This is a genomic window from Actinoplanes nipponensis (genome assembly GCF_016862275.1).
In the GTDB taxonomy this organism is placed as follows: Bacteria; Actinomycetota; Actinomycetes; order Mycobacteriales; family Micromonosporaceae; genus Actinoplanes; species Actinoplanes nipponensis.
Genome location: NZ_BOMQ01000036.1, coordinates 82,457 through 105,142, shown reverse-complemented (window position 1 = coordinate 105,142; position 22,686 = coordinate 82,457). Strand labels below are relative to the sequence as shown.

16 protein-coding genes are annotated in these 22,686 nt (G+C 71.6%); 8 read left to right on the top strand and 8 right to left on the bottom strand.

Features of this window, described 5'->3' with window-relative positions; all coding sequences use genetic code 11:
• Positions 1 to 120 precede the first annotated feature (120 nt).
• The 5 genes from Ani05nite_RS15580 to Ani05nite_RS15560 all read right to left on the bottom strand — a co-directional run bounded on the left by Ani05nite_RS15580 (position 121) and on the right by Ani05nite_RS15560 (position 4,614).
• Complete coding sequence (locus Ani05nite_RS15580; protein ID WP_203768993.1) at positions 121 to 366, bottom strand: hypothetical protein; 246 nt, start codon at positions 364 to 366, stop codon at positions 121 to 123.
• A gap of 93 nt (positions 367 to 459) precedes the next feature.
• Positions 460 to 678: a hypothetical protein gene (locus Ani05nite_RS15575; protein WP_203768991.1), complete on the bottom strand. Its 219-nt coding sequence runs from the start codon at positions 676 to 678 to the stop codon at positions 460 to 462.
• Between the two features lie 325 nt (positions 679 to 1,003).
• Positions 1,004 to 2,056 carry an IS110 family RNA-guided transposase gene (locus tag Ani05nite_RS15570; protein WP_203768989.1) on the bottom strand — a complete coding sequence of 351 codons (1,053 nt, stop codon included), beginning with the start codon at positions 2,054 to 2,056 and terminating at the stop codon, positions 1,004 to 1,006.
• 144 nt (positions 2,057 to 2,200) lie between these two features.
• The gene (locus Ani05nite_RS15565) at positions 2,201 to 2,839 is read right to left on the bottom strand and encodes a DUF4360 domain-containing protein (protein WP_203768987.1); all 639 of its coding nucleotides are present in this window, start codon (positions 2,837 to 2,839) and stop codon (positions 2,201 to 2,203) included.
• 197 nt (positions 2,840 to 3,036) lie between these two features.
• The gene (locus tag Ani05nite_RS15560) at positions 3,037 to 4,614 is read right to left on the bottom strand and encodes a hypothetical protein (protein ID WP_203768986.1); all 1,578 of its coding nucleotides are present in this window, start codon (positions 4,612 to 4,614) and stop codon (positions 3,037 to 3,039) included.
• 134 nt (positions 4,615 to 4,748) lie between these two features.
• On the opposite strand from Ani05nite_RS15560, the gene Ani05nite_RS15555 reads away from it, so the two are divergent.
• Positions 4,749 to 6,101, top strand: a complete 1,353-nt coding sequence (locus Ani05nite_RS15555) for a TolB family protein (RefSeq protein WP_203768985.1) — start codon at positions 4,749 to 4,751, stop codon at positions 6,099 to 6,101.
• Positions 6,102 to 6,138: 37 nt separating this feature from the next.
• Positions 6,139 to 7,695: an aKG-HExxH-type peptide beta-hydroxylase gene (locus Ani05nite_RS15550; RefSeq protein WP_203768984.1), complete on the top strand. Its 1,557-nt coding sequence runs from the start codon at positions 6,139 to 6,141 to the stop codon at positions 7,693 to 7,695.
• 4 nt (positions 7,696 to 7,699) lie between these two features.
• Here the strand turns inward: Ani05nite_RS15550 and fxsT (Ani05nite_RS15545) are convergent, their stop codons facing one another.
• A complete protein-coding gene (fxsT, locus tag Ani05nite_RS15545; RefSeq protein ID WP_203768983.1) occupies positions 7,700 to 11,593 on the bottom strand; it encodes an FxSxx-COOH system tetratricopeptide repeat protein in 3,894 nt (1,297 codons plus the stop codon).
• 149 nt (positions 11,594 to 11,742) lie between these two features.
• Positions 11,743 to 12,972, bottom strand: coding sequence for an FxsC protein (fsxC, locus tag Ani05nite_RS15540; RefSeq protein ID WP_203768982.1), 1,230 nt, complete (start codon positions 12,970 to 12,972; stop codon positions 11,743 to 11,745).
• Between the two features lie 411 nt (positions 12,973 to 13,383).
• Between fsxC and Ani05nite_RS15535 the strand changes: the two genes are divergently transcribed.
• Together Ani05nite_RS15535 and Ani05nite_RS15530 are read left to right on the top strand one after the other, a co-directional pair.
• Positions 13,384 to 13,581, top strand: a complete 198-nt coding sequence (locus tag Ani05nite_RS15535) for a hypothetical protein (RefSeq protein ID WP_203768981.1) — start codon at positions 13,384 to 13,386, stop codon at positions 13,579 to 13,581.
• A complete protein-coding gene (locus tag Ani05nite_RS15530; protein ID WP_203768980.1) occupies positions 13,581 to 14,732 on the top strand; it encodes an FxsB family cyclophane-forming radical SAM/SPASM peptide maturase in 1,152 nt (383 codons plus the stop codon). The genes Ani05nite_RS15535 and Ani05nite_RS15530 overlap by 1 nt, the downstream gene beginning before the upstream one ends.
• On the opposite strand, the gene Ani05nite_RS15525 is transcribed toward Ani05nite_RS15530, so the two are convergent.
• Entirely contained in the window at positions 14,713 to 15,537 is an 825-nt protein-coding gene (locus tag Ani05nite_RS15525; RefSeq protein ID WP_239130004.1) for an AAC(3) family N-acetyltransferase, read from the bottom strand. The two genes, Ani05nite_RS15530 and Ani05nite_RS15525, sit on opposite strands and share 20 nt — an antisense overlap.
• 61 nt (positions 15,538 to 15,598) lie before the next feature.
• Between Ani05nite_RS15525 and Ani05nite_RS15520 the strand changes: the two genes are divergently transcribed.
• The 4 genes from Ani05nite_RS15520 to fxsT (Ani05nite_RS15505) all read left to right on the top strand — a co-directional run bounded on the left by Ani05nite_RS15520 (position 15,599) and on the right by fxsT (Ani05nite_RS15505) (position 22,641).
• A complete protein-coding gene (locus tag Ani05nite_RS15520; RefSeq protein WP_203768979.1) occupies positions 15,599 to 17,053 on the top strand; it encodes an NAD-binding protein in 1,455 nt (484 codons plus the stop codon).
• On the top strand, positions 17,011 to 17,349 hold the full coding sequence (locus tag Ani05nite_RS15515) for a RyR domain-containing protein (protein ID WP_203768977.1): 339 nt from the start codon (positions 17,011 to 17,013) through the stop codon (positions 17,347 to 17,349). Before Ani05nite_RS15520 ends, Ani05nite_RS15515 begins: the two co-directional genes overlap by 43 nt.
• A gap of 136 nt (positions 17,350 to 17,485) precedes the next feature.
• Positions 17,486 to 18,742 carry a TIR-like protein FxsC gene (locus tag Ani05nite_RS15510; RefSeq protein WP_203768975.1) on the top strand — a complete coding sequence of 419 codons (1,257 nt, stop codon included), beginning with the start codon at positions 17,486 to 17,488 and terminating at the stop codon, positions 18,740 to 18,742.
• Between the two features lie 8 nt (positions 18,743 to 18,750).
• Positions 18,751 to 22,641 carry an FxSxx-COOH system tetratricopeptide repeat protein gene (gene fxsT, locus Ani05nite_RS15505; RefSeq protein WP_203768973.1) on the top strand — a complete coding sequence of 1,297 codons (3,891 nt, stop codon included), beginning with the start codon at positions 18,751 to 18,753 and terminating at the stop codon, positions 22,639 to 22,641.
• Positions 22,642 to 22,686: the final 45 nt, after the last annotated feature.

Below are 22,686 nucleotides of genomic sequence, written 5' to 3'. Positions count from 1 at the left end.
CTCGGCCCTCTGTTCTCCTTCCGAGGTCGGACGTGCTGATGGTAGCCGGGGTAAACCGGGCTGAACGTTCCGGCCTCGGCTCGGGCGGGGCGCGTTTGCGGCCCGCGCGGCGTGGCATGGTCAATAGATGGGGGCCGGGGCCAGCATCGGGTCCCAGTATCCAACGGCTGTTCCCTCCGGCGAGCCGTAGAGGTGCCCCCGTGAGAGGTAGCGGTTCCAGCACTGGCAGGCGGTTTCCGGCAGGAGCAGGCAACCGTGGTCGGCGCCGCGGTTGGCGGTCATGCAGTTGGGGTCGTACAGGCAGGTGTCGTTGTCGACTGCCCGTTTGGCGACCGCGTCGAGGTTCTGTTCGAGAACGGTGCGCAACGCGCCGATGCTGGACTCGCCTCGGGCGCCGTTGGGGTGGACGGCGAGGGCCAGCTCGTACGGGAACAGATACTCGGACAGGGAGGTCTCCGACTAGCCGGAGTCGACGGCCGGGGCCCGCAGGGCCTGATGGGCAAGGGTGTGTAGAAGGCCGAAGATCTGGTGGGCCGGCCAGTCAGGGTGCCGCTCGTCGATGTTGCCGGGGAAGTCAGGCACCTGTCCGGCCCTGGGGTCCAGATGGGTGGCGAACCAGCGACGCAGGTCGGAAGCGCTGCCGATCTGGGAAGGATCGGCGAGCCGCTTGGCGTACATCCACCGGCGTATCCGCTCCGGGTCGAGGGCGAATAGCAGGGCCTCGGTGGTCGAGGGGTGGGCGTAGAGCAGGGTGGTCGTGGGGGTTGCCTCGGTTGACCCGGTCCCGGTAGGGCACGAGGTCCGCTTCGGCACGACCGAAGCCCGCGCGGGAATAGCCGACGGCGAGGTACGTCACGGGGAAGTCGCCGAGCAGACCGGTACGGGCGGGATCGAACCCGGCTCGGCGTAGCACCGCGGGATAGGTGTCGTAGCGCCCTGCGGGCCGGTGTTCTGGCTCGGGCGGCGAGCCGGTCGAGGAGCAGACGGACGCTCCTATGGCGCGTCAAGGGGTTGATGGTGTTGTTTCGAGGAGGCGGTAGAGCTCTCGGGCGACGTAGCGTTTGAGGCAGCGTTTGATCTCGCGGTCGGTTTTGCCTTGGGTGCGGCGTCGGTCGGCGTAGGCCTGGGTTGGTTGGTCTTTTTGCAGCCTGGTCAACACGATGGTGTGTAAGGCGCGGTTGAGTTGGCGGTCGCCGGAGCGGTTGAGCCGGTAGCGCACCGTCTTGCCGGACGAGGCCGGGATCGGGGCGGTGCCGGCGAGCATGGCGAACGCGGCATCATTGCGGCAACGGCCGGGGTGTGACCAGGCGGCGAGCATCGTCGCAGCGACGATAGGCCCGACCCCGGTCAACGCGAGCAGCTCCGGGCGCCACGCGCGCACGATGGCTCGGATGGCTTTCTCGTCGACGGCGGCCTCGGCTTCGAGGAACCGGACCCGGCGGGCCAGATCACGCAGCACGTTCAGGCTGGTGAACACCTCAACCTCGCCTGCGGCGGTGGTCGGACGCAGGTTGATCGCGGTGGCCAGCATGATCCGGGTGCTCTGGCCCCGGAACCGGGCCCGGACCACCTCCGGGGCGGTGATGACCATGGCGTGCAGCTGTCGCTGAGCGTCAGCACCGGCTTCGACCGCCGCGCGGCGTGCGGTCAACAGCATCTGCAGCGCGGCGCGTTGCCCACCGGTCTTGGGCTGCGCCATCCGGGTGCGGGCCAGGGCGTCGCGGGCGGCGCGTTCGGCGTCGATCGGGTCTGATTTCGCCCCGGCGCGGCGGGCCGGGCGTTGTGGCCGGTCGAGTTCGACGACCAGTTCCCCGGTTTGGCTGAGGTGCCGGGTCAGGCCGGCGCCGTATCCGCTGGATCCTTCCAGTGCCCAGGCCCGCAATGCTGAATGGTGGTCGGCCAGGGCGATGAGTTCGGCGTAGCCGTCGGGATCGGTGCTGATGGTGATCCGGGCCAGCACAGCGCCGGTGCGGGTGTCGAGGACCGCAGCCGTGTGGGTGTCTTTGTGGGTGTCGACGCCGATGACGACCTCGGCGATGTCTGCCAGCATGGACATGCGTTCTTCTCCTTGCCCGGAGGGACGCTTGCAGGTCCCGGTCCGGTACGGAGAACGGCAGGTTAGCCGGGCGGGGTCCCACCCGCAACGCGGATGGGGCCCCGCCCGTGCCGTCGGCGGCCGATCAGCCCCGCAGGGAAGAGGTCAGCACTTCTTCCAGGCGACGTGGTAGATGGTGTCGATGTGGCCGTCGGTGGAGTCCATGGTCAGGAGGCTGGTGGTCCGACGCGAGTTGGACCAGCCGGCGTTGACCCGCAGCTCGGTGTTGATGTTCAGGTAGCGCTCCTCGCCACACGGCAGGAACGACAGGGAGCTCACCCCGACGGTGTCGGTACGCTGCCAGTTCGCGTCCATGGGCCCGGAGAAGTTGTGCCGGATCCGGGTGGTCCGGCGCTCGCCCTGGAAGTAGTAGAAGGACGTCTGCGAGGCGAAGGCGCCGGGGGCGAGGCTGGCGTAGCCGCGGTAGTCGGTGCCGGCCACGGCGTAGGTGTAGCCCTGCGGCACGTGGACGTTCACGCCGAGCTGGCAGTTCTTCCGGAAGTCGACGGGCCGGGTGCCGGCGCCGACCTGCGCGGTGAACTGGCTGTAGGTGACGGTGAACGCGGTGCCGTCCGGCGACGGCGTCACCTCGGCGGTGTCTCGCGGGCAGCCGGAGCCGTTGGCCGACACCACATCGACGATCATCTTGTGGTCCCGGGGCGGGGCCGGGGCGGCGGTGGCGGGCGCGGCCGTTACGGCAAGGGAGGCGACCAGGGTGGCGCCGATGGCAAATGCCTTGAACATTGAGGTCCTCTCGCGAATGGCCGGCCTCCCGTCATCGGTGGTCGCGGGAGCCGGCGCATTCGCAAGATATGGAGCGTTTCGTGGGGCCCGAGGCATTTTCCGAATTAAGAGGATCACGAACGGATGACGCGATCGCCTTTTTGGGCCGGGCGGCCGATGATCAAATCATCCGATCGGCCGTTCTTTTCCGGCCCGGGTCAGGCGATTCCGTAAGCGCGATAAATCGTCACGTCCGTGTACCCACCGCTGGCGTACGTGGCCCGCGCCCGCAACGACACCGCCCCCGAGCCGGGATTGCGCACCACCGCGGTCCACACCCCGTTGATCTTCTTGACCTTCACCGCCCGCCACGTCCGGCCGCCGTCGGCCGACATCGTGGTGCTGAGCGACTTGAGCTTCGGGTTCTTGCCGCGCTTGGCGTCCGGGTCCTGGGCGTAGCGGTTCAGCTTGAGCGCGACGTTGGTGGTGCTGCCGGCCGGGGCCTTGTTCCAGCCGTTGAGTCCGATCGGGACCATCGTGACGGAGTTGACCTCGGCCAGCGCGCTGCTCTTGGGCTTGGTGTGGAAGCGGTAGCTGACCACGCTCTTGGTTGACAGCATGCCGGCCGGGTAGGTGATCTCCGGGTAGTACCGGGTGGCCGTGTTGGTGAGGGTGTACCAGCCGGCCTTCTTCACCGGGTAGGTGAGGGTCGTCCCCTCCGGTTCCCAGCCCCGGTCGCGGGCCGTCTTGACCGTCTTGCCCTTGTAGGTCAGCGTCGCCCGCGCCTTGTCGCCGCCCTCGCTGCCGTCGCGGAGGAAGCCCGGGTCGGTGAACATGTCGTTCAGCCCGAACATGACCCGGCCCCGGATGGTGATCGGCAGCTGCGGGCCCGGGCCCCAGGCGGCGTTGTAGAAGCGGACCGAGGACGACTTACCCGCGACGATCTTCCGCTCGGCGAAGTACGAGCCGATGTTCCAGGTCTGGTTGTCCTTCGTGGTGGCGAAGGTGCCCGACCGGATGTGCCAGGAGCCGGTCGAGAGCCGCAGCTGGGGACGGGTGGGCCGGTCGGCCGACCACAGGCCGCTGTACATGTCGTCGGCGCAGCCGCGCTTGATCGGCTGCACGGCGACGTCGGTGTAGTTGGAGCCGGCCGGGCCGAGGCGGGACACGACCGACACGCTGCCGAGCGACGACCGGGTGAACGTGCGGGTCGGGCTCTTCGGCACGCCGATCGTCTGGTGCACCACCGCGTACGCGTCGGCCGCGCCCCAGCTGTCGCTCCAGGTGCCGAGCGCCGCGAAGGCGAGCTTCCTGGAGGTGCTCGGGATGACGTACAGGTTGTCGCCGTACGCCTCGACGTCGTAGTCGGCGCCGCCGGTCCTGGTGCAGATCCGGGCGCTGAGATTGCGGCTGAGGCCGGTCGGCGCCGGGCGTACCGCGAGGTTGACCCGCCGGCCCGCGCGGGCGTCGATGGTCAGCTTGGCGGATCCGGAGACCTTGACGGTCCGGCCGCCCAGCGTGGTCGCGTCGCCGCTGGTGATCGAGGCGAGCACGGCGTAGTTGCCCTTGGGCAGTTTCTTCTTCTTGCCGGTGCGGACCGTGTACCGCGAGCTGGTGAGGAGGTCGACCACCGTGGCCGAGACCGACACCTTGGCGCCGGACCGGTTCAGCGCGGTGAGGGTGAGCGTGTGGGTCGCCGCGACGGCGGCGCCGCCGGTGCTGAGCACCAGGGCGGGCACCACGGCGGAGACGGCCAGGTGGCGGCCGAGACGGGCCCGGCTGAGGAACGAGAGCATCGTGGGGTATCCCCTTGGCTGGCGGGGTGACGCGGGAGGATTGGCGGTGATCTTGCCACAACTCGCGGCGGGCGTTGCGCCCGTCCGGGCACGAGAGGAGAGTCGGAGGGACGCCGGCGACCGGAGGTCTCACCATGCACAAAGGATGGACGGGTACGACGGTCCTGGTGGCCGTGACCGCGGTGGTGCTCGGGAGCGCGCCACCCGGTGCCCAGGCCGCGCCCAGCGCGTGGCGCGGCACAATCAGCCTGGTGTCGGCGGCGCGCGACGGCGGTCCGGCCGACAGCTACTCCACTCCCGGCTCCGGCGTCTCGGCGCACGGCCGGTACGTCGTCTTCGCCTCGGCCGCGACGGACCTGGTCGCCGGGGACACCAACGATCAGACCGACGTGTTCGTCCGGGACACCGTCGCCCGGCGGACCGTGCTCGTCTCGCAGGGCACCGGCGGCGTGCCCAGCGACGCCGAGAGCCGGCCCGGCAACATCTCGGCCGACGGCCGGTACGTCGTCTTCGAGTCGGCGGCCGCCTCGTTCCTGCCGGGCAACGAGAGCCACCAGTGGAACGTGTTCGTCCGGGACCTCCGGCGGGGCCGGACCACCCTGGTGTCCGTCGCTGCCGGCGGCGGCCTGGCCGACCGCGGCGCGTTGCGGCCCGACATCTCCGCCGACGGCCGGTACGTCGCCTTCGACTCGGCCTCGACGAACCTGATCCCCGGCGACACCAACGACACCAGCGACGTGTTCGTCCGCGACCTGGCGACCGCCCGCACGGAACGGGTGTCCCTGACGCCGGAGGGCGAGCAGAGCCAGTCCTTCAGCTCCGAGGCGTCGGTCTCCGCGCACGGCGAGGTCGTGGCCTTCGCCTCCGACCAGGCGCTGGTGCCGGGGCCGCCGTTGCCGGTGTTCACCAGTTCGCTGGCCTACGCGCGGGACCGGCGGCGCGGCACGACCGTCGTGCTGTCGCGGGACGTCCCGGTCGACCCGCGGTCCTTCATCGCGACCAGCGCCGAGCCATCGGTCTCCGACAACGGACGCTTCGTCGTCTTCGAGCACAGCGGATCGCTGGGCGTGGGCGTCGACCCGGTGCCGAACGTGTGGCTGCGTGACCTGCGGACCGGCCGGCTGGAGATCGTCTCCGCCGACTACCGCGGCCGCCCGAACACGACGATCGGGGCGTACGCCAATGCCGACGTGTCGGCCGACGGGCGCTTCGTCGCCTTCACCACGGCCACGCCCGTGTTCCGCTCCGATGAGGACACCCTGGTTGACACGTACGTCCGGGACCGCCGGACCGGGGTCGTCACCTGGATCACCCGGGGGCAGCGGCGGCTGTACCCGGACACCGGCAACGGCAGCCAGACCGCCGCCATCTCGGCCGACGGCCGGCATGTGTCGTTCGGCTCGGACGTCGACCCGCAGCCCGGCGGCCCGCCGCTCGGCCAGGAGGGCTACCGCGTCTTCGTCTGGGACGCGGTGCCGCCCCGGTAGGAACGGCAGTCCATCGACGTCCGTGACAGTATGTGGTGTGCCGCCGATCGCCTTCACCGCGGACGAGTTCGCCGGTCTGGCGGCCGGCCACGGATCGGCCGCGGCGCTCGGCAAGCTCGCCGCCGGACAGCTCGTCCGGCGGCGGCTGCTGCTGTGGGGCGTCGTGCGGGAGGCCCGGGCCGCGGCTCTCCCGGTGCGCGACGCCGTCGACCTGCTGCTGCGGGTGCAGGCCCGGTCCGCCGGGACGGTCGCCGACATGCTGGCCCATCCGCAGGTCGACGCGTGGGCCGCGGACTTCCCCCGGACCCGTGCCCTCGGTTATCTGCACGCGCTCGCGGCCGCGGCCGCGATCCGGGCGGGCGTGCCCTTCACGATCGACGTGCCCGCCGCCGCCGGGGCCGTGACGTTGCCGGGCCTGGGTGCCCTGGCCGGCGCCGGCGATCCGGTGCGCCTGGCCTTCGACGGCGAGCGGCTCACCGCCGACGGCTCGCCGGCGCCGTTGCGCGCGCGCCGGTCCATCGACCTCGGCGACGTCGGCGGCCCGGTCGTCGCCATCGAGGACGTCGACCAGTACCGGGCGCAGTACCGGCTGCCGGTCGCCGAGCCCGGCGCCGGCCACGACCGTTTCGCGGCCCTGTGGCGTGCGGCCTGGCCCTTGCTGGCCACCGATCATCCGGCGCACGCCCGCGCGGTCCGGCTGCTGGTGCGCTCGTTCGTGCCGCTCGCCGCGCCCGCCGGCGGCGCCGAGCACAGCGCCAGCAGCGGCCGGGCCGTCGGGGCGATCGCCCTCGCGCTGCCGCGTACCGCCGAGTCGATGGCGCTGCTCGTCCTGCACGAGACCCAGCACCTCAAGCTCAGCTCCCTGCTGCACCTGGTGGACCTGGACCAGCGCAGCCAGGCGCTGTACCACGCCCCGTGGCGGGCCGACCCGCGCCCGTTCCGCGGCCTGCTCCAGGGCACCTACGCGCACCTCGGGGTGACCGACTTCTGGCGGGGGCGCAGCGCCGTCCAGTTCGCGTACTGGCACGGTCAGACCAGCCGGGCCGCGGCGACCCTGGACGGGGCACGGGAGCTGACCGCGGCCGGCGCCCGCTTCGTGGCCGGGATGCGGGCGACGCTGGACGGCTGGGCCGGCGAGCCGGTTCCGGAGGCGGCCCGGCGCGTCGCCGGCGTGTGCATCCAGGTGAGCGGCGCGAGGTGGCGGCTGGCCCACCGGGCCGTCGGGTCCGACGGGCTGAACCGGCTGACGGACGCGTGGGCGGCCGGCTCCGCCGTGCCGCCGGGGGCGGCAGGCACCGAACGGGCCGGCGCCGGGGCCGATGCGCGCATCCTCGCCGCCCTGCGGAACGACCGGCCCGCCCTGCCCGCCGGGGACCGGGCCCTGCTGGCCGGAGACGCCCGGCGGGCGGCCGAGAGCTACGCGGCCACGATCAACTCCGGTACGGGCGGAGACGACGACTGGGCCGGTCTGGCCGTCGCCCTGGGCGCCCCGGACCGGCCCGAGCTGCCCCGCGACCTGCACGCGGCGCTCGCGGCGACCGGCCCGGCGCCCGACCCCCGGGACGTCGTGCGGTGGTGCGCCGGCGGTCGCTGACCGGTCAGGTCGGCGGCAGGTCGATGGTGACGTCGATGCGCCGCGCCTCGTCGGCCGCGACCGTGTAGGGGTGCGTCAGGCTCAGCAGTTCGGCGCAGCGGTGCTTGGCCTTCTGCAGCTCGGCGCGGGCCTGCGGCCCCTCCCGCCGTTCCCGGCCGCTCAGCGCGAGATTCACCTCGGCGGCCAGCGTGCTCGGGTGCCGGTCGCCGAGCTGCTCGCTCAGCCGGCGGTGCACCTCCTGGTCCAGGACGTACGCCTCCTCCACCAGGCCGAGCCGCAGCCGGCCGGTGGCGGCGCTCGTCTGAGCCGTCAACGTCCACGGGTGCGCCGGACCCAGCACGGCCTTCAGGCCGGTGGCGGCCTCCTCGGCGCGCGAGCGGGAGGTGGTCAGGTCGCCGTTGGCCCGTTCGACCATCGCGAGATTGGCCGCGGTGACCAGGGCGAACGGGTGCTTGGGGCCGCGCCGGTCGCGGTAGAAGTCGGACACCCGCTGGGCGTGCTTGCGGGCCGTCTCGACCCGTCCCTGCGCCCACAGCCCGAACATCATCTCGGTCTCGGCCGCCATGGTTTCCGGATGCTGCGAGCCGACCAGCTCACCGAGCCGCTCGTAGGCCTCCTCGGCGATCAGCCGGTCGCGGGTCGTGCCGGTGGTGAGCCGCAGCGCCGCTGCCAGGTTGACCGCCGCCCGCCAGGTCAGCACGGCGTCCGGAGCGCTCTCGCGCCGCTGGGCGACCAGCGGCTCGAGGATGTCGCGGGCATCGCGGTGCCGGCCGGCCGCCTGGAGGTAGCGCGCGTGGTTGTCGGCGAAGAGCGTCAGCCGGTAGTCCTTGGTGGAGAGCAGCCGCCGGCCGGAGTCGAGCACCTGCCGGGACGCCGCCAGCGCCTCGGAGTAGTCACCGGTGAGCCAGAGCGACAGGGCGAGGTTGTTCTGGTGCAGCAGGGTGCGGTCGGAATTCCGGCCGAACACGTCCCGCACCAGGGGAACGGTCTTCTCGTCGATGTCGCGGGCGCGAGCGAACTCCCCCTGGGCCCGCAGGGTTCCGGCGAGCCCGTTCGCGGCGAGCAGCGTGTACGGGTGCTCGGCGCCGAGCACGGTGGTCATCCGCTCGACGACATCCCGGTCGATCTCGTACGCCCGTGTCACGTGACCGCGTTCCCGGGCGGTGTTCCCGCGCTCGGACTGCAGCCGCATGGTCAGCACGTCGTCCTCGCCGAACAGCTCCCGCCAGCGCGTCTGCACCCGGGCGATGAGATCCTCCGCGCCGATGAAGTCACCGCGGTGGCGCAGGTAGCCGGCGAGCTCGAGGAACAGGGTGCGCACCTCCGGCCGCGGGGACTCGATCGCGCCGGAGGCCTCCAGGTGGGCCCGGAGCTCCTCGTAGATCGGCCAGTTGTCGGAGTCCTCGCGCGGGGGACGCTTGACACCGGCCAGGATCCGCCAGAGCTCGTCGCGGGTCGCCGCCTGCTCCTCGGCGCTCAGGCTGTCGCGGATGATGCCCTGGGTGAGCCGGTGCACGACCGCGCCCCCGACCGCGGTGTTGACGCGGGCCAGCGAGTACCGGCCGATGACGCTGATCAGCGTGCGCTGCAGCAGCGGGTCGTGCATGGCCGGATCGATCCCGGCCAGGTGGTCGGAGAGTCGCTCGCCCTCCAGCAACCGGAACGGGATCGCCTCGGGCGCGAGGAAGGCGAACAGCTCCAGCAGCCGGGCCGCCGCCGGGCTCTTGGCCCGGAGCCGGTCGTACGAGAGCCGGACGCTGGCCGTGGTCGACGGCTGGTTGGGCGGCGCCTGCTGGTCGAGCAGCCGAGCCGTCCGGGCGCCCAGCTCGGCCAGGTATTCGGTGGCGCTGGAGCCGGTCAGGGCCAGCCAGGCGGCCGCCTGCTCGAGCGCCAGCGGCAGGTCGCCCAGCGCGTCGGCGATCCGGTCGGCGTCGTCGTGGCTCAGCCCGTCGACGCGCCGGCGCAGCAGCTCGATGCTCTCCCCGCGGGCGAAGACGTTCACGTCCAGGCGCGGCAGGTGGTACTTCTCCGACCAGTGCGGGTTACGGGACGTGACGATGACATGGCCCGTACCGGTCGGCAGGAAGTCGTACAGCTCCTCCGGGGAGTCGGCGTTGTCCAGCACGATCAGCCAGCGCGCCGACGGCTTGCCCTGCCGCAGCCATTCCCGCACCTCGGCCACCTGCGCCTCGGCGTCGCCGGGGATGCCCAGGCGCTCGGCCAGCTCGGCGAGGCTGGTGCGGACCCGGTCGGTCTGCTCGGCCGAGACCCACCACACGATGTCGTAGGCGGCGGCGAACCGGTAGGCGTACTCCAGGGCGATCTGGGTCTTGCCGACGCCGTTGATGCCCTCGAGCGCGATCCGGCCGCCGTCCACGTTCTCGGTGGCGAGCAGCTGGTCGCGCAGGGCCTCCAGGAGCAAGTTGCGGCCGGAGAAGGCGGCGTTGCGGGCCAGCTGGAGATTCCAGAGATCGGCGCGCACGCGCGGGTAGCGGACGCCCTCCTCGGGCTCCTCGTAGGACGCCCGGGAGCCGTCGGGCTGGATCCGCAGCTCGTTGAGCACCAGCTCGAGGACGCGGTCGCCGCTGTGCCGGGTCAGGTCCACGCTGGGGTAACGGCGCAGCTGGTCGGGAAGTGACACCGAGGCGGTCTGCACCGCGACGGCGAAGACGTCGTCGGGGGTGTCCCGCTGGAGCAGGGCCTGGGCCAGCCGGTCGTTCTCGGGGAACGTCTCGTAGTCCCGGGAGACGAGCGTGATCAGCCGGTCGACGGTGTCCAGGTCGGGCAGGTCGGTGCCGGCGAAGTGGCGTACCGGATGGTGCCCGCACCGGCTCAGCTGCTCGCTGAGCCACTCGGCGTAGATCCGGTCCAGCGGCACATAGTTGATCAGGATGCGGCTGGGTTCGACCGGCTCCGACCGCTCGAACATCCGGATGACCCGCTGCCGCACGCCCTCTTCGACGACCGGCGCGGCGACCGGGTGGCCGGCGATCCGGCGGGCCAGCCGCACGTACGGGGCGAGCAGCGAATTCTCCTGGCGGGGCTGGTCGCCGAAGGTGGAGAGGATCTCCTCGTAGGCGTAGAAGGTGCGGTAGGGCAGCTCCACGGAGCCCCAGTACTCGACCGCGTCGTCGATCCCGGAGGCGGCGAGGAAGGGGTTGAAGCTGCGGTGGGCGTACGCCCGGCCGCGCTCCAACCGGCGCTGCTCGCCGTCCTCGACCCTGGTCGGCACCGGGAGGATGCGGGGCGCGGGGGCGTCCCGCTGCTCCCGGGCCTTGAGGATGGACCGCGCCACCGCCACCGAGCCCTCGATGCTCTGGGTGTTCAGCGTGAAACAGCTGACCACCGTGCTCGGCATCTGCACCGTGCAGATGCCGGCGGTGTCACTGAGCCCGGTGCGGCTGTCGAGGAACACGAAGTCGTAGCCCGAGCGCATCTGGTGTCGCAGCTCGTCGAAGAAGGCGCTCCCGTGGGCCGCCCAGAACGAGTCCCAGTCGAAGGTGCTCACGATCGCGGAATACTGCGGACCCTGCCGGCCGGCGCCGATGAGGTCCAGGCAGCCGGTGCCGAAGTCCCATTCCAGCGACACCGCGTACTCGCGGAAGTCGGCGAGCTCGGCGATGTCGAGATCCGCCTCGCCGCCCAGGGTGGCCTCCGAGAACCGGCGGATCATCTCGATCACGCCGTCGGTCTCGTGCAGCTCCTTGTCGCGCAGGAAGGGGTGGAAATAGCGGTGCAGGCCCGGGGATTCGAGATCCCAGTCGACGGTCAGCACGCGATAGCCGGAGGCGGCGAGAATCCAGGCGATGTTGGCCAGCGCCATGGTCCGGCCGGTGCCGCCCTTGTACGAATAGAACGTGACGATCTGCCCATCCGAGCGGTCCACGGGTGCGCTCACGCCGGCTCCTCGTCGTTCATGACGCGATGAATCGTCGTCCGGGCCAAGACTCCAGAGTCTCAGCCTAGAGAGGACGACCCAATGGAGGTGGAAGCCACTCGATGATGGCGCTATTTTTCCTCGCCGGTCTTGACTCGTCCGGGTGACGGTCAGGGTCCGTTGAGGATGGGCCGGTCGCCGGCCGCCGAGGCGGATCCCGGGGCGGGCCGGCCGACCCGGAACCGGCGGTTGCGGCTCTGTTCCAGGGTCGACGCCAGCTGGTTGCCGAAGCTTTCCGGGGTGGGCAACCGGCCGCTGTAGAGCGCGTCGTACCGGCCGAGGAACCGGGCGAGGGTCTGCTCCACGTCGAACATCAGCTCGTCGCGGCTCTGTTCGCTCTCCGGGTCGGCGTCGCTGACGGGGACCAGCACGGCCGCGTCCGGCAGGCCGGCCAGGTCGGCCTCGGACAGCTGCCGCCGGCTGGCCGGCAGCCGGGTGGACCACGGGTCGAGCAGCAGCACGACCAGGTCGTTGGCCTCCTTGGCGACGTCCAGGGTGCGCCGCAGGTCCTCCAGGCCGGTGACGTGCGAGTCGAACAGCTGCCCGGCGGCGATCGCCTGGGCCTGCTCGACCAGGGGTTGCCGGCGCAGCGGCCGGTACGGCGCCCACTCGGTCGAGTCCTTGCCGTAGTACTCGACCGCCGCCCGTACGCGTTCCATGTCGCCGCGGGACCCGGCGGCGACCACGAAGCGCACGTTGCGGGTGCCGGGCACCAGCGGCCGGTCGAGGCCGGTCTCGGACGGGGCGAACGCGTTCGGCGTGCGCGCCGCGGACGGCAGCGGCCAGTACGGCGGCAACGGACAGCTGCGCGCGGTCTTCACGATCTGGCCGGCGAGCCGGTGCAGAAAGGACCGGTAGTGCGGCCGCAGGGTGCGCAGCCGCAGGTATTGCCGCAGGGGTCGACGCGGGTCGGTGGGGTCGGCGGCCAGGAACTCCGGGAAGCTGGGGGGCAGGTCCGGCATCGACACCCAGCGCAACGGCAGCAGGGAGGCCGCGTCCCGCTGGTTGTCCTCGCTGAAGCGGCGCAGGCGCTCGTGGAACAGCCACCAGTGCCGGCCCCCGCTCTCGCTCAACAGCAGCCGGGGCGAGCAGAGCGGGAGAAATACCTGGCAGGAGGCCAGCGCCCGGGCGGTCGCCGGGGGCCAGTCGCCCTCCGCCGGATCGAGGTCGGTCGCGAGCGTCCCCACGTCGTCGGTGCGCCCGGTGCCGGTCAGCGCGCGGACCTCGCGGCAGAGGTCGTGGAAGAACTCCTCGACGTACGCGTCGTCGTCACCGCGGATGTGGCTCACCAGGAAAAGGGGCACGTGCTCCTCCGGGGCCGCAGCGGCTACGTCGTTCATCAGGCGGTCGCCGATCGGCAGGGGACGAAGCCGGTGACGGCCGGGTCCCCCAGCACGTTATCGGCCCGGTGGCCGGGTCCTTCGATCATCGCAATGTCGTACTTCCGACAGCGTCGGCCGACGCCGAACGTCCCGCGGGTCGGATGCGGGGCTGGGTAGGGTGTATCCGGCCGGTGACCCCGATGCTGTGCACCGCGCTCACCCCTTCCCGACGGCGAAGATGCGAGTCGACCCCCCGAACGCGACCGAGGCTTCCCACACTAGACGTCTGATCGGATCCTTCGGCCGCAAGCCGCAAATTTCCCGGAGGGCGATTGATTCGGTCCGTGCTTGATCTGGCGGACATGCGACCGTAACGCTGAAACCCGGTCAGATCCTCGTCCGCACATCCTCACGAGGGAGTGGATGCCGATGCTCAGCCACGACGAACCGGTCCTGCGTACCGTGCTGCCGGACCTTCCGGAAGATCTCGCCGAACTGCTCACCGGCGAGCTGGATCCGCGGAGGGCCTCGGCCCTGGTGCACGCCCTGGCCCGGGCCCGCGGTGAGTCGGACGCCGCCGCGGAGGACGGCACCGGCTCAGCCGACTTCGGCAGCGCAATCGGGTGATGGGCGGCTCGCCGGTCAGGCCGTTCGGCGAAGTTGTCGTCAAGGTCCACGGACGCTGCAATCTCGCGTGCGACTACTGCTACGTCTACCGGCACGCCGACCAGAGCTGGCGCCGGAAGCCGGTGGCGATGAGCCGGTCCACGATGGAGCGGCTCGCGGACCGGCTGGGCGAGCACGCCCGCACGCACCACCTGCCGTATCTGCGGGTGATCCTGCACGGCGGTGAGCCGTTGCTGGCTGGTGCCGATTTCCTGCGATATGCCGTACGGTCCATCCGCCGGGCGCTGCCGTGCGGGACCCGGCCGCTGTTCACCGTGCAGACCAACGGCGTGCTGTTGGACCGCGCGGTCCTCGAGCTGTTTCTCGAGGAGGAAGTTCGGGTCGGCGTGAGCCTCGACGGCTCTCGTGCCACCAATGACCGCCACCGGCGGTTCGCGGGTGGCCGGAGCAGCCATCCCGCGGTCGTCGAGGCACTGCGCCTGCTGGGAACGGAGCGGTACCGGCAGCTGTACGCGGGCATCCTCTGCACGGTGGATGTCCACAGTGATCCCCTGGAGACGTACGAGCATCTGCTGACCTACCGTCCTCCGGCGATGGACCTGCTGCTGCCGCACGGCAACCGGGAGCACCCGCCACCGGCGCGGCCGCTCGACGATCAACTGTCGGCGTACGGGGACTGGCTGGTCGCCGTCTTCGACCGGTGGTATGACGCGCCCGTCCGCGAGACCCGCATCCGGCTCTTCGAGAGCTTGCTGGACCTGCTCCTGGGCGGACACAGCCATACCGAGTGGCTGGGCCTCGAACCAGCGGACATCGTGACCGTGGACACCGACGGCTCCATCGAGCAGAGCGACGTGCTCAAGACCGTGGCGGAGGACGCCGCGACAACAGGGCTGCATTTGATCACCGCCTCGCTGGACGACGCCGCGGCGCATCCGGGCATCCGGGCACGCCGGAGCGGGGTGATCGCCCTCGGCCCGGAATGCCGCAGCTGTCCGGTGGTCCGGGTCTGCGGCGGCGGCCTGCACGCCCACCGGTACGACGGGACCGGGTTCGCCAACCGCAGCGTGTACTGCCCCGATCTCTACCACCTCATCGCCCACGCCCACGGGCGACTCCGGGACGACCTGGTCAGGCGCCCCGGTTCCTGACGAACCACCGCTGCGCGTACCCGGCGGCGTCGGCGATCGGGAAGAGCCGGCAGTTCGCGGCGCCCACGGTGCCGCTCGTCACCAGCCCGGTGTCGTGCTCGAAGTCCGCGCCGAGCCGCCCGAAGTCGTGATCGTCGAGAACGACGTCCTCGTACTCGAGCCAGCGCCGCTCGCCGCCGGGCGTGAGGACCGCGCAGGAGTACGTCCGGCGTGGCGGGTCCGGCACCCGGTACTCGCCCAGGTGGAACGCGGTCGCCCGGTCGTAGCCGACGCCCAGCAGCAGGGTGGCCGCGTCGGCCTTGGCCAGGGCCGCCAGCGGGGAGTCCTCGCCCAGGTGGCAGTCGGTGCGGTGCACGCTCATCAGCTCGGCCGCCCGGGCGCCGATCGCCGCGAACGAGGTCTGCGGGTGCCCGCTGCGTACGGCGCCGGGCCAGGTGCGGACCTGCTCGGTGATCGCGCCGACCGCCGTGCTGGGGGTGCGGGCCACGTCGAAGCCGGGCAGGTTCTCCCGGATCGCCGGCCACCAGGACTGCGGCGGCGGCGGCGCCCAGGTCGACGGGTCCCGGTTGGTCGCGGTCTGGCTGGGGACCACCAGGGTGCCCCAGGGACCCAGCACGTCCAGCAACGCCTGGACGACGGTGAGGGCCCCGCCGCAGACCCAGCCCAGGGAGCGCAGCGATGTGTGGATGAGCAGCACGCCGCCCTCCCGTACGCCGAGCGCGTGCAGGTCGTCCACGAGGGATTGCCGGGTCTGCGGTCCCACCGGGGGATAGCTGATCACCACGTCGTGGATTGTGGCAGGCAACGTGGCTTAAAGTAACTCCTCCATAGCGGTACGTTGATACCCGAGGCCGCGGGGGTGGGTCATGGCGAAGCCCGTGGTGTGGCGGTTGCTGTTCCCGCTGCTCGCCCTGGTCTCGGTGATCCTCGGCTACGTCGGCATGGGCGGGCTGCTGGCCGCCCGGGTCGAGTTCGCCGACGACACGTGGGACCGCCTCTACTACACGCTGCAGCTGTTCGTGCTCGGCGCGCCCCCGCTCGACGAGGGCGGTGTCATGCCGGTGTCGTTGCAGGTGGCGCGGTTCCTGGCCCCGGCCGTGACGGTCTACGCGGTGATCGAGGCGGTCCGGCTGCTGTTCGCCGCGGAACTGGCCCGGCTGCGGGCGCGCCGGTCCCGCGGGCACGTGATCGTCTGCGGGGAGAGCCTGGTCGCCGACGCGCTGGCGACGCGCCTGGCGGACGGCGGCCGCCGGGTCGTCCGGATGGCCGGCGCCGGTGCGCCGGCCGCCGGGCGGCGGGGGGTGCTGCTCGCGCCGGGCGACTCGACCCGGGCCGAGCTGCTGCGCGGCGCGGGCATCCACCACGCCGAGACGCTCTACGTGTGCTCCGGCGACACCGCCCGGGACCTGGCGGTGGTGGTGGCCGCGGACCGGCTGCGCCGGCGCACGCCGTTGCGCGTGCACGTTCAGGTCGACGATCCGGAGCTGTGCATGGCGTTGCAGGCGCGCCGGCTGGCCCGGCGTACCGACGACCGGATGGTGGTCAACTTCTTCAACTGGCACGAGCGCGCCGCGCACGCCCTGCTGAGCCGGCACCGGCCGCCGGTCCATCCGGACCGCCCGACCCGCGTCATGGTGGTCGGCGCCTCCTGGTTCGGCCGGGCGCTGATGGTCGAGCTGGCCCGGACCTGGCGGTTGCGGGGGCAGCGCCGGCGTCTCGAGGTGGTCGTGGTCGACGCCGGCGCGTGGGAGGCGGTGCACCGGCTGCGCCGGCTCTATCCGTTCGTCGGCACGGTCTGCGACTTCGTGACCCGCAACCGCAACGTCGCCACCCTGCTCGACGGCGACCTGCCGGATGCGCCGCCGGACCAGGTCTACATCTGCTGCGACGACGAGGAGGCCGGGCTCAAACTGGCCCTGACGATGGACCACTTCTGGCGCTCCGGCCCCGGGTCGGTCATCGTGCGGCTGGGTCAGCTCGGCGGCCTCGTCCAGGCGTTCCACGGGCCCGGCGAGCGGCTGCTCGACTCGGTGTCCGGGCGGCTGGACATGTTCGACGCGCTGCGCGCCGGCACCGACGTCAGCGGCACCGAGGACAGCCTCACCGAGCGGCTGGCCCGGGCCATCCACGACGGCTACCTGCATCACCAGGTGCGGGCCGGGGTGCCGCTCGGTGCGACGCCCGCGATGCGCGAGTGGCGCGACCTCCCGGAGGAGGTGCGCGGCGGCAACCGCGCGCAGGCTGGGGACATCGACCCAAGCTGGACGAGGTGGGCTGCGTGCTCGCCCCGAATCCGGTCTGGGGTGAGCCGGAGACGCTGACGGCGGAGCTGATCGAACGGCTCGCCCGGCGCGAGCACGACCGGTGGTGCCGGTTCCAGCGGGCCAACGGCTGGCGGTACGGCGAGCGGCGGGACGACGCGGGGCGGCAGCATCCCGATCTCGTCGAGTGGGAGCGACTGTCCGAAGCGGCGCGGGAGAAGGACCGCGAGGCCGTTCGGCAACTGCCGGAATTGCTGGCGGACGCTGGTTTTCGGATAGTGCGCGTCGGCGCGGCCACCGCGTCGGCGCCGCGGCGCCGTCCGGCCGGAGAAAGCCAGGGCAGGGCCACTGTGTAGCCGGGGGGCGGAGTTTGCGCCCGGGCGGCACTCTGAAGTCCGCCCAACGCAGCTATTCACTTAACGTTCTGGTCAATATACTCTGCGTTACGCAGCCTCATCGAGCGCATGAGGCCCGGACTTCGTCGGAGACTGCGTGCTGTACTTCTTCCTCAGCTACGCCCGCGGTAGCGACGACGTCTATGTCCACCAATTCTTCCAGGACCTGTGCGAAGAGGTCCGGCTGATGGCCGGCCTCGACCAGGACGCCGAGATCGGTTTCCTGGACAATCGCAACATCCAGCCGGGGGACATCTGGCCCGAGACGCTGGTCGATGCATTGTCGCGCTGCCAGTCGTTTCTCGCGCTCTGCTCGCCGGCCTATTTCCTCAGCGAGCCGTGCGGCCGGGAGTGGGCGATCTTCGCCGAGCGGGCCCGCCGGCACCGGCGCCACGTCGGCACCAGCGGGTCCGGGCTGATCCCGCTGCGTTGGTTGCCGCCGCGCACGATGCCCACGGCGGTACAGGTCGTCCAGTACGTCCAGGAGCCGCAGCGGCAGAACCCGCCCCACGAGTCCGGGCGCGAGCGCGGCATCCGGCAGCTGCTGCGGATCCAGCGCAACCGCGACGACTACCTCGAGTTCGTCACCACCGTGGCCGAGCTCGTGATGGACGCCGCGACCAACAACCCCCTGCCGGCCGCCGCCGACCGCGTGCAGTTCGAGATGGTGCCCAGCGCCTTCCACGACCAGGTGTCGCTCAACGGCAGCCGGACCCCGGCGATCGAGCCGAGCGAGCTGCTGCCGCGCTCCGACAAGGTCTACTTCGTCATGTCCGCGCCCACCGCCGCGCAGGCCGCCACGCCGGAGGTCGGCCGCCGGGACCCGCGGTTCTACGGCGAATCCGCGCGGGCCTGGTCGCCGTACCGGCCGGCGCTCGATCAGCCGCTGGCCGACTACGCCACCCGGATCGCGGGCGCCCGCAGCCTGGACGCGCAGATCACCGAGGTCGGGGAGCTGGACCAGTGCATCGACAAGGCCGAGCGGGACAACCAGATCGTGGTGCTGCTGGTGGACCCGTGGAGCACCCGGCTGGCGCGCAACCACGACATCCTGCACCGCTACGACGAGCGCGAGGACCATCCGGCCGCCGTGATGATCCCGTGGAACCGCGACGACGCGGAGACCCAGGCGAAGGCCTCGGAGCTCACCAGCGCGGTCAACCGGACGTTCCCCCGCAACGTGCGGCGGCCGCACAACACCACCTTCCGGCAGAGCGTGCTGACCCACGAGACCTTCGGCTCCGACCTGCACGTGGTGCTGGAGGAGTCGCGCAACCGGGCGATCGCCAACGGCAGGATCCGACGACCACTGCCGGGAACCTCCGGTAGCCGGCCCATCCTCGAGGGTCCCTAGGAGGGGCGATGAGCAGCGGTCACATCGTGACTTTCTACTCCTACAAGGGCGGCACCGGCCGCACCATGTGCGTCGCCAACACGGCCTGGCTGCTCGCGAGCAACGGGTTGCGCGTTCTGGTGGTCGACTGGGATCTCGAATCGCCCGGACTGCACCGTTACTTCCACCCGTTCCTGCTGGACAAGAAGCTCACTTCCTCTCCCGGCATGATCGACATGATCCGCGACTACGCGTCGGCCGCGATGGAGCCCGAGCACAATGACTCGGATCAATGGTTGGCCGAGCGCGCGCGGGTGCTCGACTACGCGGTCTCGCTGGACTGGGAATTCCCCGAAGGCGGCGGGATCGACCTGCTTCCCGCGGGCCAGCAGGACCGTTCCTACGCGCGCCGGGTCAGCACGTTCGACTGGTCGAGCTTCTGGGACCGGCTGGGCGGGGGAGTCTTCATCGACGCGCTCTCCGACGACATGCGCGCGCATTACGACTACGTCCTGATCGACAGCCGGACGGGCCTGAGCGACAGCGCCGGGATCTGCACCGTCCAGCTGCCCGACACCATCGTCAACTGCTTCACCCTCAGCACCCAGAGCATCGACGGCGCCGTCTCCGTGGCCCGGTCGGTCGGCGCCCAACGCGACCGCCGCCCGGTGCGCATCCTGCCGGTGCCGATGCGGATCGAGAACGCCGAGGCGCTGAAGCTCGAGGCCGGCCGCGACTACGCCCGCCAGGAGTTCCGCCCGTTCCTGACGGCCCTCGGCGACTCCGCGGACCGTTACTGGGGCGACGTGGAGATCCCCTACAAGCCGTTCTTCGCGTACGAGGAGATCCTGGCCCCGTTCGCCGAGCGGCCCCTGCTGGAGAACTCGCTGCTGGCGTCGTACGAGCGGCTGGCCGGCTGGATCACCGACGGCCGGGTCCGCGAGCTCCCGGCCCTGGACGAGACGCTCCGCCGCGAGTGGCTGCGCGAGTTCGAACGCCGCCGGCCCCCCGCCACCCCCGACATCGAGATCAGCTACGCCCCGGTGGACCGGATGTGGGCCGAGTGGGCGGCCTCCGAGCTGAGCGCCGTCGGCCTGCGGTCCCGGCTGTCCGACGTGGACTTCGTGGACGCCGAGACCACCGAACCGGCCGACCCGGGTCCGGCCGCGGCCCGTTACACCCTGGTGCTGCTCTCCAAGGAGTACGTCGGGTCCCGCCACGCGGCAACGGCCTGGCGCCAGCTCTCCCGGGCCGGCACGGCCAACCGGGCCGCCCTGATCCCGGTCCGCATCGACGGCACCCGGCTGGAGGCCCCGTACAACGACCGGCTCCCGGTGGATCTCACCGGCGCCACCCCCGAGCGGGCCCGTGAGCTGTTGCTCGACGTCGTCGGGGCCGAGTCGCCGGCCGCGCCGAGCCGGCACTCGGGCCCGCGGTTCCCCGGCACCCTGCCCCCGATCTGGAACCTCCAGCAGCGCAACACGGACTTCACCGGCCGCGGCGCCGTGCTGGAACGGCTCCGCGACCGCCTCTCGGCCAGCATCACCGCGGTCGTGCCGCAGGCGTTGTTCGGCCTGGGCGGCGTCGGCAAGACCCAGCTCGCGCTCGAGTATGCGCACCGCTTCGCCGCGAATTACGACGTCGTCTGGTGGATCCCGGCGGAACAGTCGCACATGGTCCGGTCGTCGATGGCCGAGCTCGGCCGCGCGCTGCGCCTGGAGGGCGGGGAGAGCCTGGACGAGGCGGTCCGGATCGTGCTGGACGCCCTCCGGCAGGGCCGGCCCTACCAGCGCTGGCTCATCGTCTTCGACAACGTGGACCGGCCCGAGGAGATCCGCGAGTTCATCCCCCAGGGCGCCGGCCACGTCCTGCTGACATCGCGCAACCAGGCCTGGAACACCGAGGCCCAGGCGGTGCAGCTCGGCGTCTTCACCCGCGCCGAGTCCGTGGCCCTGCTCACCCGCCGGGTGCCCCAGCTGAGCACCGCCGACGCCGAGCAGGTGGCCGACAAGCTGGGCGACCTGCCGCTGGCCATCGAGCAGGCCGGCGCGTGGCTGACCACCACGCTGATGCCGGTCGCGCAGTACCTCGAGCTGCTCGACACCCAGCTGATGCGGATGCTGGACGAGAACCCGCCGCTGGGTTACGAGAAGACCACGGCCGCCACCTGGCTGCTGTCGCTGGAACGGCTGCGCCAGACCAAGCCGGCGGCGGCCAAGCTGTTGGAGATCTGTGCGTTCTTCGCCCCCGAGCCGATCTCCACCAAGCTCATCTACAGCAGCCGCTTCACCCAGGTGCTGCTCGACTACGACCCGGCCCTGCGGGACCCGATCCTCCAGGGCCAGCTGCTGCGCGAGATCGGCCGCTACGCGCTGGCGACCGTGGACAACGTGCACCAGGGCATCCAGATCCACCGCCTGGTGCAGGCCGTCATCCGCAACAGCCTCGACACGGACGAGCAGCACGCCAACAGCAAGAACGTGCAAGAGATCCTGGCCTCCTTCGAGCGCGGCAGCCCGGAGGTACCGGAGAGCTGGGAGACGTACGCGCTGCTCTGGCCGCACCTGCGGGCCTCCGGCGCGCTGGAGTCGGCCAACCCCGCCGTGCGGCAACTGGTGGCGGACATGGCCCGCTTCCTCGAGCGGCGCAGCGACTATTCGAGCAGCCGCGAGCTCGCCGAGAACGCGCTGGAGATCTGGCGCGCCCGGTTCGGTGAGGACACGACCACCCAGCTGCTCACCTTCCATCTCGGCAACGCCCTGCGCTGGCAGGCGCATTACGCCGAGGCCTACCGGCTGGACCGCAACGCGCTGGCGCACCTCACCGCGACGGAGGGACCCGACCATCCGTACTCGGTGATCGTGGCCGGCAGCGTGGCCGCCGATCTGCGCGCCCTGGGCCGCTACCGCGAGGCGCTCGAAATGTCCCGGAGCGCGGCGGAGCTGGCCCTGACCGTGTTCGGCGAGACCAACGACCTCAAGCTGCGGGCGGACACCAACCTGGCCGTCTCGCTGCGCCTGATCGGCGACTTCGCCCAGGCCGCCGAGATCGATGAACAGGTGGTCGAAGACCGGCGCCGGCACTTCGGCATGAGCGCCCCGCAGACCCTTCAGGCCGTCGACAACTTCGCGCACGACCTGCGGGCCATCGGCCGGTTCGAGCAGTCACGCGCGCTGCTCGAGCCGACACTCACCCGGTACCGCGAGGTCATGGGGAGCAGCGCCGCACTCACGCTGCGAACCGCGAAGAGCCTCGCCGCCACGCTGCGGAAGACCGGTGAATTCAAGGCGGCGCACGCGCTGACCAACGACACCCTCCGCCGCTACCGCGAATCGGTCGGCCTGGACCATCCGGAAGCGCTGTCCTGCCTCATGAACCGGGCCTGCGAGGAGTCGGCCCTGGGCGACCACGCCGCGGCGCGCGCCACCGCGCAGCAGGCGGTCAGCGGCTTCCAGCGCGTCTACGCGCCCCAGCATCCGTTCGTGCTGGCCGGGATGAACAACCTCGCCGTCTTCACCCGCCTGGCCGGCGCGCCGGCCGAGTCCCGCGTCCTGTCCAACGAGGTGGTGGCCGGCTTCCAGGAGACCTTGGGCGAGAGGCACCCGTACACGCTGTCGGCACAGGTCAATCTGGCCAACGATCTCTTCGATGCCGGTGAATACGACGCCGCGCTCCTGCTGGACGAGGCGACGTGGCTGGCGCTGCGGGAGGTGCTCGGCCCGGACAACCCCGACACCCTGGCTGTGGCGTCCAACCTCGCGGTGAGCCGGCGAAAGCTCGGCGAGCGGGCCCCTGCCGAGGACCTCCTGGCCGACACCTTGCGTCGCGGCGAGGCCGTTCTGGGGGGCAAGCATCCGAACTTCCTCGCCATGCGCGAGGGTCGGCGACTCAACTGCGACATCTCGCCGCCACCGACCTGAGGGGGCGGCCGGCCCCAACGGCATGAAATATGCGAACCGGGCCGT

Bases quoted from the DNA above. Each gene is read 5' to 3' on its own strand.
- Ani05nite_RS15575 (WP_203768991.1), bottom strand. From the start codon at position 678: ATGTACGCCAAGCGGCTCGCCGATCCTTCCCAGATCGGCAGCGCTTCC.
- Ani05nite_RS15570 (WP_203768989.1), bottom strand. From the start codon at position 2,056: ATGTCCATGCTGGCAGACATCGCCGAGGTCGTCATCGGCGTCGACACC.
- Ani05nite_RS15565 (WP_203768987.1), bottom strand. From the start codon at position 2,839: ATGTTCAAGGCATTTGCCATCGGCGCCACCCTGGTCGCCTCCCTTGCC.
- Ani05nite_RS15560 (WP_203768986.1), bottom strand. From the start codon at position 4,614: ATGCTCTCGTTCCTCAGCCGGGCCCGTCTCGGCCGCCACCTGGCCGTC.
- Ani05nite_RS15555 (WP_203768985.1), top strand. From the start codon at position 4,749: ATGCACAAAGGATGGACGGGTACGACGGTCCTGGTGGCCGTGACCGCG.
- fsxC (WP_203768982.1), bottom strand. From the start codon at position 12,972: ATGAACGACGTAGCCGCTGCGGCCCCGGAGGAGCACGTGCCCCTTTTC.
- Ani05nite_RS15535 (WP_203768981.1), top strand. From the start codon at position 13,384: ATGCTCAGCCACGACGAACCGGTCCTGCGTACCGTGCTGCCGGACCTT.
- Ani05nite_RS15530 (WP_203768980.1), top strand. From the start codon at position 13,581: ATGGGCGGCTCGCCGGTCAGGCCGTTCGGCGAAGTTGTCGTCAAGGTC.
- Ani05nite_RS15520 (WP_203768979.1), top strand. From the start codon at position 15,599: ATGGCGAAGCCCGTGGTGTGGCGGTTGCTGTTCCCGCTGCTCGCCCTG.
- fxsT (WP_203768973.1), top strand. From the start codon at position 18,751: ATGAGCAGCGGTCACATCGTGACTTTCTACTCCTACAAGGGCGGCACC.